General features: G+C 38.3%; 17 protein-coding genes. 11 read left to right on the forward strand and 6 right to left on the reverse strand.

Translation table 11 applies throughout. The features are described 5' to 3' along the window. Positions 1 to 93: 93 nt before the first annotated feature. Positions 94 to 459, reverse strand: coding sequence for a YugN family protein (locus ACIQZG_RS02600; RefSeq protein WP_402753609.1), 366 nt, complete (start codon positions 457 to 459; stop codon positions 94 to 96). Positions 460 to 608: 149 nt separating this feature from the next. Here ACIQZG_RS02600 and ACIQZG_RS02605 point away from each other — a divergent pair, with 149 nt between their 5' ends. Both ACIQZG_RS02605 and ACIQZG_RS02610 read left to right on the forward strand, forming a co-directional pair. Further along, positions 609 to 1,730, forward strand: a complete 1,122-nt coding sequence (locus tag ACIQZG_RS02605; protein ID WP_402753610.1) for a CAP domain-containing protein — start codon at positions 609 to 611, stop codon at positions 1,728 to 1,730. Positions 1,731 to 1,832: 102 nt separating this feature from the next. Then, complete coding sequence (locus ACIQZG_RS02610) at positions 1,833 to 3,305, forward strand: UDP-N-acetylmuramoyl-L-alanyl-D-glutamate--2,6-diaminopimelate ligase (protein WP_402753611.1); 1,473 nt, start codon at positions 1,833 to 1,835, stop codon at positions 3,303 to 3,305. On the opposite strand, the gene ACIQZG_RS02615 is transcribed toward ACIQZG_RS02610, so the two are convergent. After that, positions 3,286 to 3,789: a PaaI family thioesterase gene (locus ACIQZG_RS02615; RefSeq protein WP_402753612.1), complete on the reverse strand. Its 504-nt coding sequence runs from the start codon at positions 3,787 to 3,789 to the stop codon at positions 3,286 to 3,288. The two genes, ACIQZG_RS02610 and ACIQZG_RS02615, sit on opposite strands and share 20 nt — an antisense overlap. A gap of 89 nt (positions 3,790 to 3,878) precedes the next feature. Between ACIQZG_RS02615 and ACIQZG_RS02620 the strand changes: the two genes are divergently transcribed. Next, the gene (locus ACIQZG_RS02620; RefSeq protein WP_402753613.1) at positions 3,879 to 4,325 is read left to right on the forward strand and encodes a YlbF/YmcA family competence regulator; all 447 of its coding nucleotides are present in this window, start codon (positions 3,879 to 3,881) and stop codon (positions 4,323 to 4,325) included. 328 nt (positions 4,326 to 4,653) lie between these two features. Next, on the forward strand, positions 4,654 to 5,706 hold the full coding sequence (locus tag ACIQZG_RS02625) for a tartrate dehydrogenase (protein WP_402753614.1): 1,053 nt from the start codon (positions 4,654 to 4,656) through the stop codon (positions 5,704 to 5,706). Positions 5,707 to 5,761: 55 nt separating this feature from the next. Here ACIQZG_RS02625 and ACIQZG_RS02630 read toward each other — a convergent pair whose 3' ends face one another. After that, entirely contained in the window at positions 5,762 to 6,667 is a 906-nt protein-coding gene (locus ACIQZG_RS02630) for a glycerophosphodiester phosphodiesterase family protein (protein ID WP_402753615.1), read from the reverse strand. 202 nt (positions 6,668 to 6,869) lie between these two features. On the opposite strand from ACIQZG_RS02630, the gene ACIQZG_RS02635 reads away from it, so the two are divergent. Continuing rightward, positions 6,870 to 7,142 carry a YlbG family protein gene (locus ACIQZG_RS02635; protein ID WP_402753616.1) on the forward strand — a complete coding sequence of 91 codons (273 nt, stop codon included), beginning with the start codon at positions 6,870 to 6,872 and terminating at the stop codon, positions 7,140 to 7,142. Between the two features lie 2 nt (positions 7,143 to 7,144). On the opposite strand, the gene ACIQZG_RS02640 is transcribed toward ACIQZG_RS02635, so the two are convergent. Next, complete coding sequence (locus tag ACIQZG_RS02640) at positions 7,145 to 7,534, reverse strand: DUF7147 family protein (protein ID WP_402753617.1); 390 nt, start codon at positions 7,532 to 7,534, stop codon at positions 7,145 to 7,147. A 56-nt stretch (positions 7,535 to 7,590) separates the two neighbouring features. On the opposite strand from ACIQZG_RS02640, the gene ACIQZG_RS02645 reads away from it, so the two are divergent. The 3 genes from ACIQZG_RS02645 to coaD all read left to right on the forward strand — a co-directional run bounded on the left by ACIQZG_RS02645 (position 7,591) and on the right by coaD (position 10,147). Next, the gene (locus ACIQZG_RS02645; protein ID WP_402753618.1) at positions 7,591 to 9,012 is read left to right on the forward strand and encodes an RNA polymerase II; all 1,422 of its coding nucleotides are present in this window, start codon (positions 7,591 to 7,593) and stop codon (positions 9,010 to 9,012) included. 75 nt (positions 9,013 to 9,087) lie between these two features. Continuing rightward, positions 9,088 to 9,654, forward strand: a complete 567-nt coding sequence (rsmD, locus tag ACIQZG_RS02650; protein ID WP_402753913.1) for a 16S rRNA (guanine(966)-N(2))-methyltransferase RsmD — start codon at positions 9,088 to 9,090, stop codon at positions 9,652 to 9,654. Position 9,655: 1 nt separating this feature from the next. Beyond that, on the forward strand, positions 9,656 to 10,147 hold the full coding sequence (gene coaD, locus ACIQZG_RS02655) for a pantetheine-phosphate adenylyltransferase (RefSeq protein WP_402753619.1): 492 nt from the start codon (positions 9,656 to 9,658) through the stop codon (positions 10,145 to 10,147). A gap of 39 nt (positions 10,148 to 10,186) precedes the next feature. On the opposite strand, the gene ACIQZG_RS02660 is transcribed toward coaD, so the two are convergent. Next, complete coding sequence (locus tag ACIQZG_RS02660; protein ID WP_402753620.1) at positions 10,187 to 11,161, reverse strand: hypothetical protein; 975 nt, start codon at positions 11,159 to 11,161, stop codon at positions 10,187 to 10,189. A 41-nt stretch (positions 11,162 to 11,202) separates the two neighbouring features. Here ACIQZG_RS02660 and ACIQZG_RS02665 point away from each other — a divergent pair, with 41 nt between their 5' ends. Continuing rightward, on the forward strand, positions 11,203 to 12,249 hold the full coding sequence (locus ACIQZG_RS02665; protein ID WP_402753621.1) for a SepM family pheromone-processing serine protease: 1,047 nt from the start codon (positions 11,203 to 11,205) through the stop codon (positions 12,247 to 12,249). Positions 12,250 to 12,345: 96 nt separating this feature from the next. On the opposite strand, the gene ACIQZG_RS02670 is transcribed toward ACIQZG_RS02665, so the two are convergent. Then, positions 12,346 to 13,557 carry a nucleotidyltransferase gene (locus tag ACIQZG_RS02670; protein ID WP_402753622.1) on the reverse strand — a complete coding sequence of 404 codons (1,212 nt, stop codon included), beginning with the start codon at positions 13,555 to 13,557 and terminating at the stop codon, positions 12,346 to 12,348. 246 nt (positions 13,558 to 13,803) lie between these two features. Here ACIQZG_RS02670 and ACIQZG_RS02675 point away from each other — a divergent pair, with 246 nt between their 5' ends. Together ACIQZG_RS02675 and rpmF are read left to right on the forward strand one after the other, a co-directional pair. Further along, positions 13,804 to 14,337 (forward strand): YceD family protein, encoded by a 534-nt coding sequence (locus ACIQZG_RS02675; protein ID WP_402753623.1) that lies wholly within the window; start codon positions 13,804 to 13,806, stop codon positions 14,335 to 14,337. Positions 14,338 to 14,361: 24 nt separating this feature from the next. Then, positions 14,362 to 14,535, forward strand: a complete 174-nt coding sequence (rpmF, locus tag ACIQZG_RS02680; RefSeq protein ID WP_010858320.1) for a 50S ribosomal protein L32 — start codon at positions 14,362 to 14,364, stop codon at positions 14,533 to 14,535. Positions 14,536 to 14,670 lie beyond the last annotated feature (135 nt).

Consider the following 14,670-nt stretch of genomic DNA (forward strand, 5'->3'; position numbering starts at 1 on the left):
ATCATTATGAAAGATGTTGTTAGTATGAGGAGAAATTTCTTTTTTACAAGGGCAAAATAAAAAAGACTGGGTATCCAGTCTTTGATCAGTAAATTATGCGCGTACTTCAAATGCTTCTAAATCTAATTTTACTTTTTTTAGAATTTCTTCACATTTTTTTACAAGGTGTGCTGGGAAAACTTCATCTTCACCATATTCTACACCGTGTGGATAGTAATATTTACCGATAACTGGTTTCATTAAAGTTAAGACTGCATCGTGTGCGCCAACATCACCAGATTTAGCATATGCGAATACACGAAGGTAGTAACGACCCTCACGAGTATCGAAACGACGGTCGAATGTCATGCGTTCATAATCCCAGCCACCATCACATTCAAGACCATTTTTATTCATAACGCTTTCAATTAATTCTTGGTCGGCTATTACATTTTCAAGGTTAGTATTTTCAAAATACATCTAAATAATCCTCCTTTAGCATTTCGTACATATTATACGCTCATTTTTATAATAGAGCATATTTGACATTGTTGCAATGACAACATTGTGTCAAGCGACTTACAATTGATATAATAACTACCAATAATGGTGATGAAAAGGAGTAATATATGAAAGCTTTATTTCGCATATTATTAGCTTGTGCAGCGATTGCATTGATCGGCTTTATGTTCTTTAATACCGCTCGTGAAAATGAGCCGTTAAAAGGCCCTAATGCAAATTCCAATGTAATTCCCAAAACAGAATTAGAACAACCTGATGAAGGTGCGATAACACGTCCACAAAGCGGCTTGTCGCTATTTATTGGGCAAGGAGTGGGGGCAGTCCTTGAACAGTATGGAGAGCCAGCAAGAATAGAGCCGTCGTCGTTCGGGTATGATTGGTGGGTATATAAAGAAAGTGCTGCGACGTTTTTTATGTTAGGTGTACAAAATGACATTGTGACACAAGTATACATAGCTGGTGATGAGCTAGATGCTTCTCCTTTTAAAATTGGTCAAAAGCGAGATGACATATATCGCATGACGATCATTGACTATGAAGTTGCCGCCAATGTGGACGATAATATTTTCATTTTCTCCATGGATGAAAAAGATATGCAGACACGTTTACTCGTTAAATTTGACGGCGTTTTTGCACAGTTGTATATAGATGGTGAAACAGGTGAATTGCAAGGTGTACGTTTTACAGATAGCGAAACGTTAGTATTACATCAGCCTTATGAAATGATATATCAAGGTGAGCTTGTAACATCAACACCGCCATCTTCTTTTTTACAGCAAGATATTAACGCAGCAAATGCTGCACAGCTAAATGATTTAATTAATATCACACGGGAGCATCATGAGCTGCCATCTTTAGAAGTAGACAAGGCTCTTGGAAATGCTGCACAAATGCATAGTGAGGATATGAAAGTACAAAATTTCCTCGCACATGAGTCACCAACCCATGGAGATTTAAAAAAGAGATTAGAAACACAAGAAATATCCTTTAGCGATGCACATGAAAATCTAGCGACTGCTTATTTTGATGCAATTGAGGCGATGCATGGATGGCTCAATTCAGCAGAGCATCGTAAGGTTATTATGAATGAGAAATATTCTGTTGTTGGCTCAGGTGTATATTTAAATTACTATACACAGATCTTTATTGAACCTTCTAAAGATAAAGAGAGCAGTGAGAAACAGAACAACGAAACCCCTGTTGAAGAACCAGAAAATATCACTAGGTAAATGAAAAGCAGTGTACACGGTAGGAAACGTGTGCACTGCTTTTTTTCGTCACCCCGTTACAAGCGCCGACATATGATAGGGAAAATAGGGGAGGGGAGTTGTATGATGCAATTAGCAGAGCTGTTAAAAGAATGGCCTTGTACCGTTACAGGGGGCTCGATTCGGACTATTATTACAGGGGTGGAGGATTATGCACAGGCAGTTAAGCCAGGTGATATTTTTGTCATACGAAAAGGTGTCAAAACAACAGGAAGTCGTTTTATAAAAGAAGCTTTGGAACGAGGCGCTGTTGCGATTGTGTCAGAAGAGAGTATCACAATTCCTTCAAATGACAAAAAGATACCTTATGTATGGGTTCCTAATACAGCTTTGTTTCTTTCATATGCAAGTGCGAAATTAGCTGGTTTTCCAGCAGAAGCATTAACGGTAATTGCTGTAACAGGAACAAATGGAAAAACAACAGTTAGTCACTTTATCAGTCAATTACTAAGGGCCTTACATAATAATGTGGCGGTGATTGGAACTGTTGGCTATTTTATCAACGGTCAAAAACAGCAAACAAACTATGAAGAATTAACGACAGTACAGGCAAAGGAGCTACATCCGATTTTAAAAGAATGTGTGTCTGCTAGAGTCAAATATATCGTACTAGAAGCTTCATCGATGGGCTTGCAGCAATATAGACTTGATCATTGTGATATTGATTGTGGTGTTTTCTTAAATTTATCTGAAGATCATTTAGAGGATCACGGAGGAATTGAAGCATATAAACGTGCAAAAAAGAGATTAGCAGATTTGTCGAAAAAACTTGTATTAAACGGTGATGATAATTTTTGCCGTTCTGTAGGGATTTATGATAAGAAAAAGGCATGCTCATTTGGCTTTGAGAATCACAATGATTTACATGTTCAAATATTAGGTGAATCGACTGGAAAAACAACATTATGTTTGCAAACGAGTGCAAGTGAGCATATTGTGGAAATTCCTTTTGTTGGCCGTTATCATGTTCAAAATACGATTGCTGCGTTAATGGCTGTCTGGCGCCTCGGCTTTACAATAGAAGAAATAATTACGCATATGTGGGCTTTGAAATTACCACAAGGGCGGCTCGAAAAAATAGATAATCCATTTGGTATTGATGTTTATGTCGATTATGCGCATACAGCAGAAGCATTACAAGCGGTTTTACAGACTTTTGATGATAAAAAAACAATTCTTCTTGTGTTTAGTTGTGGTGGAAATCGAGATAAAGCAAAGCGCTTTTCAATGGGGGCCGTGGCGAGTAAATATGCGGACATTATTTTTTTAACGACCGATAATCCTCGTGATGAGGATCCTATTACTATTAATGAAAGTATTATAGCCGGTTTTTCTGAACAACAATATTATGAAGTATTTTTAGACCGACAAGTTGCCATTCATCAAGCGTTATCAAAGGCGAAGAAAGGTGATATCGTGCTTGTTGCTGGAAAAGGGCATGAACAAACGCAGCAAATTAAAAATCAAAAGTTCCCCTTTTCCGACCAACAATGCATTCAAGATTATTTTGCCAATCTCACGACGGGCGACGTTTAATGACGAAGAAGGAAGCTGTTGCAATGGCTAGCTTACGTCCAGTTTCATCCTCAACATCGCACTCCATTACTAATGTTTGACGTCCTTTATGCACAAAACGACCTCGAGCAATTAGCTCTTTATTTGTTGTTGTCGCAATATATGAAATGTTGATGTTTGTAGTGACCACGTTAAAGCCTTCTGGTACAGAGCGTGAAGCGAGCCCTCCCATCGCCGCATCAGCGATTGTTGCAATTATTCCTCCATGTGGCACTTTAATCGTATTATGAATAACTGGCGTAATTGGTATTCGAACCTTACTTTCTTCAGGTTTGAATTCTCCCACCATATGAAGTGCAGCATTTATATATCGACGATGGGTGCCTTGTTGCTTATCGCGAAGCCCACCTAGTAAATGACGTAGTACCTCCTCATCTTCTTCCGTACTATTTTGTAAAATGTCAGCTAGTAACTCTTCGATTTGTTCTTTCGATGATATGGCCAATTGTAAAAAACTCCTTTAAGTTGAAATATCATTAATGTAAAATTACCATAAAATCTGTTATGATGGGAAAGAGATTGGGGGAATTAATAATGATGATGACCTCTGAATGGGCACTCATTTTAGATAAGGCCGATGCGCTTTGTGAGATGATTCTTTCCTCCGAACCAGCAAATACGCTACAGCAAGCGTATAATGCCGTTTATAGCGATCCGAAATTAGTAGAAGCTATTCACGCATTTGGGCGTATGAAAGAGCAATACGAAGATGTACAACGTTTTGGGAAATATCATCCTGATTATCATACAATCATGAAGTCGATCCGCCAGCAAAAGCGTGAGCTCGATTTAAATGATAAAGTTTCAGCGCTAAGGCTAGCTGAAAACGACTTTCAAGATTTGCTTGATGAAATTAGCTTACTGATCGGTAAAACTGTATCTGAAGCGGTAAAAGTTCCAGTAAGCAATCCATTTTTTGCATCAAATTCTGCTTGTGGGAGTGGCTGTGGTTCAGGAGGCTCTTGCTCTTGCTCGGCATAACGATAGAAGAAGTGTAGGCGTTACACTTCTTCTATTTTTTTTGTGGTGAGAAGCGTGTATAGTAAATTATGTAAGGTAAGTTCAAACAAGGTTCATCATCAAAAGTAGGGTATGCAATTTAATCAAGATGCGTATTGACTTTAAAAAGTTCGTTGATTGGAGTAGGGCTGGGCAACTCCTGGGGAGACAATAAAGGAACGAAGGCTAGAACGTCACGTCTCGTGACAATTTATTTGTGCTACTGCAGTGCACGCCCTGAAAAGCGCCTAGCACGAACGAAAATCAACCCCATGATCTGGTGATGAGCTTCAAACAGGGGGTTATACATATGAAAATTTATCGAATTGCAGTAATACCAGGAGATGGCATAGGAAAAGAAGTTGTTCCAGCAGCAATGGAAGTACTCGACAAGGCAGCACAACTAGATGGCAGTTTCCAATTTGAATGGACAACATTTCCGTGGGGCTGCGAATATTATTTAGAAACAGGAAAAATGATGCCAGACGATGGCATTGATATTTTAAAAGGCTATGATCAAATTTTTTTAGGTGCGGTGGGCATGCCAGACCTTGTGCCGGATCATATATCACTTTGGGGCCTACTCATTAAAATTCGTCGTGAGATGGAACAATCCATTAATGTACGTCCGGCAAAATTATTACAAGGTTTATCCTCACCATTACGTAATCCAAATGGTTTTGATTTTGTAGTTGTTCGTGAAAATTCTGAAGGAGAATATTCAGAAAGTGGCGGCCGCATCCATAGTGGACAGGATGAGGTAGCTATTCAAAATGCTATTTTTACACGCAAAGGAACAGAACGTGCGATGCGCTATGCCTTTGAGATGGCACAAAATCGTCGTCAGCATGTTACAAGTGCTACAAAGTCAAATGGTTTAACATACAGTATGCCATTTTGGGATGAAGTATTTGGAGAAGTAGGGAAAGATTACGAAAATATCGGACAATCAACAAATCATATTGATGCATTAGCTGCTTTTTTAGTGATGAAGCCACAAGTGTTTGATGTGATTGTTGCATCGAATTTGTTCGGAGATATTTTAACGGATTTAGGTGGGGCAATTATGGGGAGTATCGGGATTGCACCTGCTGCCAACTTAAATATTGAACGAGAGTATCCATCGATGTTCGAACCTGTTCATGGTTCTGCACCAGATATCGCTGGTAAAGGTATAGCAAATCCACTTGGACAAATTTGGACAGGCAAGATGATGCTCGATTTCTTAGGCTATTCAGAAGTAGGAACAAAGGTGTTAAATGCTATAGAAGCGACATTGGCTCAAGGAGTGAAAACAGGTGATATAGGCGGTACAGCCAATTTACGTGAAGTAACAGATGCAGTGCTTGCTAACTTAAAATAGGTAATAGTGAAAAGAACGTCTCCTAAGTCGAATTGAACTTAGGGGACGCACTTTGTTATTGATACTTTTGTAGTAGCACCATTGCGATATCAGGGCGGTCGGTAATAATACCTTTTGCACCATTTCGTATAAGCTTATTCATCGTTACTAAATCATTGATTGTCCAATAATGGACTGGAATATTAAGATTGTTCAAGAACTGAATGAACTTTGGTGAATCCAGTGCAACTACACCAGACTTTGTAGGGAGTTGGAATACATCCACTTTTGGATGATACAAATGCCCGAATTGACTTGAAAAAGATGTAAATGCTTTTCGTACATCTGATTCACCGGCGCTAAGTGCAACACGGTTTTGTGCATATAAATTAAAGCGATCTACTTGTTCGCCATAGTAGCTTGCTACAATAACGCGATCTTCTACGCCGAGCTCTTCAATTAAACGCCATAGTTTGGACGGTATTAAACTACCTTCATACGTATCTGGTGCATCTTTTATTTCAATATTTATTAACATATCTGAATATGTTTCTAGTAATTCACGAAGTGTTACAACGTCGACTTTCTGATCACGGTAAGTAGGTACACCATCTAAATCTTCAAACTGGTAGCCATGGTTAAAAGCATTAATCTCTTCTAATGTCATGTCAGCTACTAGGCCATAACCATCTGTTGTACGGTCAATTGTCGCATCATGGAAGACTATAATCTCTTCATCTTTAGTTAAACGAATGTCGACCTCAAAGCCATCAACGCCTAATTGTGCAGCTTTTTCAAAAGCTGGCATCGTGTGCTCTGGTGCTAAATGTGCACCACCGCGATGTGCAAGTACAATTGGGCGATCAAATTGTAACGCTGTTTTTCCTTCTCGCTGTTGCGGTTTAGAAATAGCTTTACTCCCTGCCCATGCTGCTGCACTAGCAGCTGCGATGGCAATTGCTATCTTTGTTTTCTTCCCCATATTCGTCCTCCTTAACAATCATTTTTATCCTAAAAGGTACTGGTGAATTCACTTAATCAATCACAAGTGAGTAGACTTCGGTCATCAAAAAATTCTATGCTTTTCCATTATAACGGAAAAACGATCCAGCTGTCAGCTAAACTCTGTTGCTATCAATTTCACGTGTATGGTATTCTTTTAGATAAGAAATGAGGGAATACTTATGAACGAACGACAAGGGCTAATCGTTTACGTCCATCAATTAAAACATGCAAAATCACTTCGGAAATATGGTCATGTTCATTACATTTCTCGTAAGCAAAAATATGTTGTACTTTATTGCAATCGAGAGGACATTGAAACGATGACTACAAAAATACAACGCCTTCCTTTTGTAAAAGACGTTGTGGAATCTTATCGTCCATTCCTAAAAACTGAGTTTGAAAATGCTAAACCAGATAAAGCGAAGGAATATGACTATAAAGCGGGTCTATAATATCAGTTTAATGCTGGGATATAGTGATGTAGTCTCATTATTCCAATAAGGTATTGATAAAATAGTTTTGACTCCGAAAATATAGATGAGTGCTTTATTTCTACAACTACTGCTTTTCTACCGCGTTGTTCAATACATTCTTCGAACATTAATTGACGTTTTGATGGCTTCTCCTCATTATAAGGAATGCCTTCACGGCAAATGTAAATGGGCATGAATTTACTGTCACCTGCTGGTTTAAGGGCAACTGCTAAAGAAGCAACTGTTTGTTCTTCTTTTGTTGATGTTAGAATGAAGGCTTGATGGAAGCGGCTGTTATTTGATTTAATAATCTCCAGTAGCTCGTATACATCACCGTAGCCTTCACCTAGTTCTATAAATTGTTGTGGCATTATATCTGCACATCCTTTCCAATACACATAGTATCATGCTGCGGGAGGTCTAGCATATGAAATTTGCATTGAGTTTTTTTTCCATACTAGCGTTAATTATTACAGGTACATTGTTTTTCCAATATCAGGCATACTCGTCTGATTTAGAAGCAGGTAATGGCGAATTCCACTATTCGCAAGAAATTGAGATTGTTTATCGTGAAAATAGTTTAGATGTTAGACAGCATTTTAAAAATTTACCAAATCAAAAAGTAAAAATTAAATGGCCAAAAAATGCAGTTGATCCAACTTGTTTCATTGAGACTGAAAATAGTTGTAACCGATTATCAGAAGAAACAACATATTTTAAAAAAGGTGAGACGAAAGCACAATCGGTTTCATACATAATTCCACTTGAGGGTGGTCTACAAGATAAAATGTTGATCCAGGATGTATTTGCTACACTTCAGAATGGAGAGACCTCGTACTCTGTTGTACATATTTCAACGGACGTTAAAATGGCAGGACAGTGGGTAACAGGTCTGCCATTAATAGGGCAACAACAATTATCGCTTGTGAACTATACAATGTTTAGTGGAGACGGTGCAGTTCGTGATTTATATTGGCAAGCAGGAAATTTACAAGTGCAAAAGCAAACCCCAGTATTATCGATTTATGCAAAGCAAGCGGTATCTAACGAATTTTTAAAAGCTCTTGAAAGCATACAGTTTTTAAATGATGAGCATATTTCTATTATACAGGAGCAAAAGCCAGTTGCTGAGCATGATGATCGTATATTATTCTTACCGGAGCTAACGACACAGGCAGTAGAACAACAGGTTATTCTTTCGCAAATCAAGTCAAAGTTAGCGTTTAAGGATGCGCCTGAATGGTTAATAGAAGTTGTAGCGTCGTACTTAGTAAGTGGCTCAATCGGCTCTGATAAGGCGAAAGAAATGGTGGCTACATTGAAGGAGTTCATGTCTAATGACCAAGAACGTGCTTGGCAGGAAGCTGTGAATAACTTAGGTGAAGGGCCAATTTCCCCAACTACAATGGATGAACTATTATCAGAAGTATTAACAGAAAAAACATCTTATTTTGAGTTAAATGTTGCGCAAGAAAAGGGCGTTTATCCATTATTAATTGAAGATGAGAGAAGCGTTTATGTTGATGATGTCATTAAAGAAGATGTAGATATAATTCAATATGAGGGCCAAATATTATATAATGCTGATACACTCTTACCGCATTTAGGCTACACTGCTAATGAAGGGGAAAATGGTTACTATGTAAATAGTGAGACACGTACATTCCGATTCCCGAAAGAACCAGGGTTTTATGTATTTAATCAGCGCAGATATTCAACAATATCTGAACCAATCCTCAAAATTGCCAATAGCTATTATGTAGAAGAAGCGTGGTTACAACGTTTATTCTTAGTAGAATTGCAAAAAAGTGATGGACGTATCCAAGTATTAACACAGAATCAAGAATAGTAAGTGTAAAAAGCGACACATTTGTGTTGCTTTTTGCTACTAGGCGTAAATGAAAGTATGGTGAAAATTACATCTATGAGAGTGGTAGCAGGAGAACGTAAAGGCATGCCGTTAAAGGCGATTGCAGGTAATACAACGAGGCCGACAACAGACAAAGTAAAGGAATCAATCTTCAATATTATTGGCCCTTTTTTTGACGGTGGAACCGCGCTCGATTTATTTGCAGGTAGTGGTGGCCTTGGTATCGAGGCACTAAGCAGAGGCGCTGAGCATGCCGTATTTATCGAGAAGGATTTTAAGGCTTTTCAAGTACTACAAGAAAATATCGTGAAATGTCGATACGAAGAATATTCCGAGCTTTTCCGTATTGATGCTAAACGTGCTGTGAAAGCGCTGTTAAAACGTGATATCGAATTTAAATTGGTGTTTTTAGATCCGCCATACCATCACAAAGAGTATTACGATTTAGTGCAAGTACTTGTCGACAACGGTAAAGTGCAAGAAGATGGCATCATTTTATGTGAACATGCGAAGGAAGTAGAGCTACCACAAAACTTTAATACCTTCACATTACAAAGACAAGAAACATACGGTGGAACGATTATTTCGGTGTATCGTTGTACTGGGGAAGAGGGAGAGTAAGGTGTCAGAGAAAATTGCTGTTGTTCCTGGAAGTTTTGACCCTGTCACATTTGGTCATTTAGACATCATTAAACGGGCTGCTGATATTTTTGATGTCGTATATGTGGCAGTCTTAAATAATTCATCTAAACAGCCTTTGTTTTCAGTAGAAGAGCGCATAGCGTTAATGGCGGAAGTTACAAAAACGTTGCCAAATGTTCGTATTGAATCTTCGTCAGGCCTTCTTATCGATTATGCTAAAGAGAAAGGTGCTAAAGCAATCGTACGTGGCTTACGAGCAGTTTCAGATTTTGAATATGAAATGCAAATAACTTCGATGAACCGTTTCCTAGATGAAACTATTGAAACTTTTTTCATTATGACAAAAAATCAATATTCATTCTTAAGCTCAAGTATTGTTAAAGAGGCAGCGAAATATGGTAGTGATGTTCGTGAGCTTGTACCTGATTGTGTGGAACGCGCATTAAAAGAAAAATACGGTTTTGCAAAATGATAAAAGCACATGTACCTGTTCGGGTACGTGTGCTTTTGTCTATAAAAAAAATAATGCATAGATTGTTGGCACGACGACGATGCTAAGAAGACGAAATTTAATATATGGGCGAACGGACAGTTTAGCTGATTTGGCGATTACAAATATTTGTAAGTGAATGCTAATACTTTGCATCGTCAACAAGATGACCACGAATAACGGTAAGTACGGATGTGAGGAGAAGCTTGTAATGGTCATTTTTATGCCATTTGTTACTTCTAATACGGCAGCAATCATAAACTCTAACGAATGAGGTAAGCCCGGAATCAATTCTACTAAACTTTTTTGAACAATCGTTTGAATAGCTGTGAAAAAAATAACGGTTGTTCCGACTAGTAGTAATGTAGGGGCGGTTTCCTTAATACTTTCAGAAAAAGGTGATCCGTGTAATGGTGTATTGTGTACAGAAATAGTAGGAGGCTCAGTTTTACGAAATAAAAAATAGCCACTGAGTAAACAAACAATGTTAAAACTATGTAATAAACATAAAAACAACCATCCAAACGTATTGTTTTGTAATAAATCTAGACTGACAAAGCCAAGTACAAAAAGTGGACTAGGTGCATGACAAACAGCTAATAAAAAATTCGCTTCTTTTGGATGAAGTTGCCCACTGTTTTTTAAGTACACAATTGTTGTTGCACCTGTCGGATAGCCGCCAAGTGCGCTAATAACGTAAGCTTGTACGTATAGAGAAGCTCTTTTTGCTTTGGTACGAAGTGGTGCAGTTAAACGCAGTAGCCATTGTGTCAGTATGAGATAAGGGAGTAGATATGGGAAAAGAGCTTCCATAAAAAGTTTTAGACCTAAATCAGTCCCCGAATGAGCGGTCTGTGGAAATAACAAGAGTAATAGAATAAGAAGTATACAGAGCAATATTTGGACTGTCGCAATCATCATATCATCTCGTTTCAACTTTTTGTCATTCACATAGGCAAATGCTAAAATTAATATATGTGTAAAAGGAGAAAACATGAACAAGTTGGTTTAGTGCGTCTAGGGAGGTGTCTTTCATTATGAAGAAAAAGATTAGTTTTTATGTTTTGTTTTTATTGCTCATTGTTTTTTTGTCGTTGTACCGAATAGACGCTTATATTATGAAGCCAGGAAGTGCTTATGATGTTAGTAAATTTGTTACTGTAGCTGATGGTGATACAGATGACAAGGGATCATTAAGTCTGATGACTGTTGCCATGCAACAGGCGACGCCTATGTCCTATTTATGGGCAAAAACGCAAAAGTACCAAAAATTAATGGATATCAACCAAGTTAGAAATCCATTAGAGGATAATGAAGAGTACAATGTTCGTCAGTTAAAACTCATGTCTGATTCACAGTTTAATGCGAAGTACGTAGCTTTCAAGAAAGCAGGGCTAGATGTAAATGTGAAATTTGAAGGCGTTTTTGTATTAAATGTTCTTGATGGTGGTGCTTCCGATGGTGTTTTAAAAGCGGGGGATGAAATCGTTGAGGTTGATGGACAAAAAATTGAAAATCAAGCAATGCTTGTAGAATTGTTAAAGACAAGGCAAATTGGTGATGAAGTAAATATTCAATTTATACGCAGTAAAAAACTAAAAGAAGCAACACTTCCATTAAAAGAAATCCCAGGTACTGAGGCGAAACGTGCTGGTTTAGGCATTACGTATGCAGAAAGTAAAGCAATTGAAACAACGCCAGTAGTTTCAATGGAAACAGAAGAAATTGGTGGGCCTTCAGCGGGTTTAATGTTCACACTTGAAATATTAAATCAGTTATTACCAGAAGATATAACAAAGGGCTATACTATCGCAGGCACTGGTGAAATGCAAATCGATGGTAAGGTTGGGCGCATCGGTGGAATTGACTATAAAGTCATCGCAGCTGATCGTGATGGTATGGAAATTTTCTTTGCTGCAGACGATGAAATCTCACCTGAATTAAAAGCGAAACACCCAGAGCTAGAATCAAATTATGCAACAGCAGTTAAGACTGCTGAGGACATTGGCACGAAAATGAAAATAGTACCCGTAAAAACAATAGATGACGCTATTAACTATTTAAAACAACTGGAGCCAAAGTAAATAATGCCGCACTGCATGAAAATATGTTGTGCGGCATTTTTATGATTTTTAAAAAGGAAGCACTGAGAAATTTACAATGATTTGCTTATTCGCCTACTAAAAACGAATTGGAGGTGTTTGATAGTCTTTTGGGAGTTTATGTGAAGAACCACCTGACTCAACACTAAAATTATAAATTTCCGCAACATGAAGATCGATAGCAAGCAATTTATCTTCGGTCGCAGCAACCCTGCTAATTAGTGGTAGGGTAAAATTTTTTTTATGCAGTCCTAAATATTGCTGTCCTTGAGCTGTCATACCGAGTAAGCGAATTGTCGTTGGTGTATCAAATGAATGTAATTGCTCCTTAGTAAAGCCTGTATAAATATGAGTGAGCATACGTTGTAACCGTGTCCACGTATAACGTTTTGATTTTATCTTTTCCATAAAGTTTTTGAATGTATCGCTTGTTTTAGCAGCCTTCAAAAGTGCGTGTTCAATCCCTTCGGTAACTTCTGCATAACGCGTTAACTCTTTTGGTGAATGGCGGATAATCGTAAATTGGAGGAGCGGCCAAAATGCTTCCCAACTGGCGAATTGAGCATGTCTTTCATGCCAATTGCATAAATATTCATAGGACGATTTAGGTAATACATTTTTCACACCATATAATGATCCTGTTTCAGCGAGTTCCTTTCGTATCCCAGTGGCACTGGCAATGCTGGCTCCCGCTTGTAAATCGTCATGATAACCAGCTGCGATACGTGGAATCGTTAATGGTTTGATGGAGCTCCCTAGATTATCTGCAGCTTCAATATAATGGAATCCTAAAATGTTATTTGGTTGCGCTAAATTAATGTATGTTGAAGGGTAATTTTGTGTAAGCTGATCGTATGCGTAATGTAGGCTTTTTGGAAAGCTCGCACCAGTCTGTAAGCTTGTTCTAACATATGCATCGTATTCGTCTCGGTGCTGTTTAATGAGGTGATAGGTATTTAAAAAAGGCTGGACAGAGCCGTCCTCGCTGCCAAAAACAAAAGAATCACAACCAATCGCTGAAAGGAGGGCAATCGCACCTTTTGCGAAATCTGTTGCTGATGCGGTACTATAGACATATGGTAGCTCTATCACAATATCGACACCGTTTGCGAGTGCCATTTTTGTGCGTGTCCATTTATCTACCATAGCTGGCTCACCACGCTGTAAAAATGAACCACTCATTACTGCAACAGCGATATCAGCTTGTGCTGCTTGTTTTGCTTGTATTAAATGATAGGCATGCCCATTATGGAATGGGTTATATTCAACAACAATGCCGACTGCTTGCATGACGTAAAACCCCCTTAGCTGTATTTAAGTAAATAGATAATGCGGTAGAATCTGGTTCATCACCAAAAGTCGGAAATTAAAACCAAGTTATGGTTATAGGACTAGAATTTGGACGTTATTGCGCCAAGTTGTAATTGATAGTATGTCTAATTATAAGTGGGTTTTCAAGTGGTGACAAGAAATTATCTTGACATCTATTTTCACACAATATATAATCAACAGTGTTGTCTCGAGGTGATTAAACGAATGAAATGGTCAATTCATCAATTATCTAAATACCGCCAAGACGGAATGCCAATTGATGCCTATGTACAGTTGGACGAAGTGATGGAGCGAAACCAGGATATTCGTGCGATTTCGCCCGTTCATGTAAAAGGGCTATGTACTTTTGGTGCATCGCAAATGACTTGTCAGTTGACAGTGACAGCTACGTTAACACTTCCATGTGCACGCACGTGGGAAGATGTTGAGTTTCCTATCGAAATCGAGACAGTTGAAGTTTTCAGCTGGGTAGATGAAGAAAAACGAGGGGAAGATGACGGTGAGGTTCACTATCTTGATGGTGATGTTATCGACATGAAGCCGGTTCTTGAGGAGTTAATTCTACTTGAGGTGCCAATGCAAGTATTCAAAGAGAATACCGAAGGACAAATGCACGGTGGCAAAGACTGGACTTACGCAACGGATGAAGACGTAGAACTTCACAGAAAAGCTGACGAACCAAAATTGGATCCAAGACTGGCTGCTTTAGCTAAGTATTTTGATCAAACAGACGAATAAACGATCTGTAAGGAGGTGCCATCAATGGCTGTACCATTTAGAAGAACTTCTAAAACTGCAAAAAGAAAGCGTCGTACGCATTTCAAACTATCTGTACCTGGTATGGTAGCTTGCCCTAACTGTGGTGAAGCTAAATTATCACACCGTGTTTGCAAAGCTTGCGGACAATACAAAGGTAAAGAAGTAGTAAGCAAATAATTCAGTGTTTGCTCACTTAAAAGGCTAGTAGAGAGACCATGGCTCTCTACTAGCCTTTTTTTATATTGCACTTGGAAATATGTATTGGTGTAATCGATTATAATAAAATGACCGAATTTTTCGTTAATAATGTAA

The organism is Lysinibacillus sp. NPDC096418 (genome assembly GCF_044762775.1).
GTDB lineage: Bacteria > Bacillota > Bacilli > Bacillales_A > Planococcaceae > Lysinibacillus.

What these genes read in the sequence shown, in the direction of transcription:
- ACIQZG_RS02600 (WP_402753609.1), bottom strand. Translation starts at nt 459, where the DNA reads ATGTATTTTGAAAATACTAACCTTGAAAATGTAATAGCCGACCAAGAA.
- ACIQZG_RS02605 (WP_402753610.1), top strand. Translation starts at nt 609, where the DNA reads ATGAAAGCTTTATTTCGCATATTATTAGCTTGTGCAGCGATTGCATTG.
- ACIQZG_RS02610 (WP_402753611.1), top strand. Translation starts at nt 1,833, where the DNA reads ATGATGCAATTAGCAGAGCTGTTAAAAGAATGGCCTTGTACCGTTACA.
- ACIQZG_RS02620 (WP_402753613.1), top strand. Translation starts at nt 3,879, where the DNA reads ATGATGATGACCTCTGAATGGGCACTCATTTTAGATAAGGCCGATGCG.
- ACIQZG_RS02625 (WP_402753614.1), top strand. Translation starts at nt 4,654, where the DNA reads ATGAAAATTTATCGAATTGCAGTAATACCAGGAGATGGCATAGGAAAA.
- ACIQZG_RS02630 (WP_402753615.1), bottom strand. Translation starts at nt 6,667, where the DNA reads ATGGGGAAGAAAACAAAGATAGCAATTGCCATCGCAGCTGCTAGTGCA.
- ACIQZG_RS02635 (WP_402753616.1), top strand. Translation starts at nt 6,870, where the DNA reads ATGAACGAACGACAAGGGCTAATCGTTTACGTCCATCAATTAAAACAT.
- ACIQZG_RS02640 (WP_402753617.1), bottom strand. Translation starts at nt 7,534, where the DNA reads ATGCCACAACAATTTATAGAACTAGGTGAAGGCTACGGTGATGTATAC.
- ACIQZG_RS02645 (WP_402753618.1), top strand. Translation starts at nt 7,591, where the DNA reads ATGAAATTTGCATTGAGTTTTTTTTCCATACTAGCGTTAATTATTACA.
- rsmD (WP_402753913.1), top strand. Translation starts at nt 9,088, where the DNA reads ATGAGAGTGGTAGCAGGAGAACGTAAAGGCATGCCGTTAAAGGCGATT.
- ACIQZG_RS02660 (WP_402753620.1), bottom strand. Translation starts at nt 11,161, where the DNA reads ATGTTTTCTCCTTTTACACATATATTAATTTTAGCATTTGCCTATGTG.
- ACIQZG_RS02665 (WP_402753621.1), top strand. Translation starts at nt 11,203, where the DNA reads ATGAAGAAAAAGATTAGTTTTTATGTTTTGTTTTTATTGCTCATTGTT.
- ACIQZG_RS02670 (WP_402753622.1), bottom strand. Translation starts at nt 13,557, where the DNA reads ATGCAAGCAGTCGGCATTGTTGTTGAATATAACCCATTCCATAATGGG.
- ACIQZG_RS02675 (WP_402753623.1), top strand. Translation starts at nt 13,804, where the DNA reads ATGAAATGGTCAATTCATCAATTATCTAAATACCGCCAAGACGGAATG.
- rpmF (WP_010858320.1), top strand. Translation starts at nt 14,362, where the DNA reads ATGGCTGTACCATTTAGAAGAACTTCTAAAACTGCAAAAAGAAAGCGT.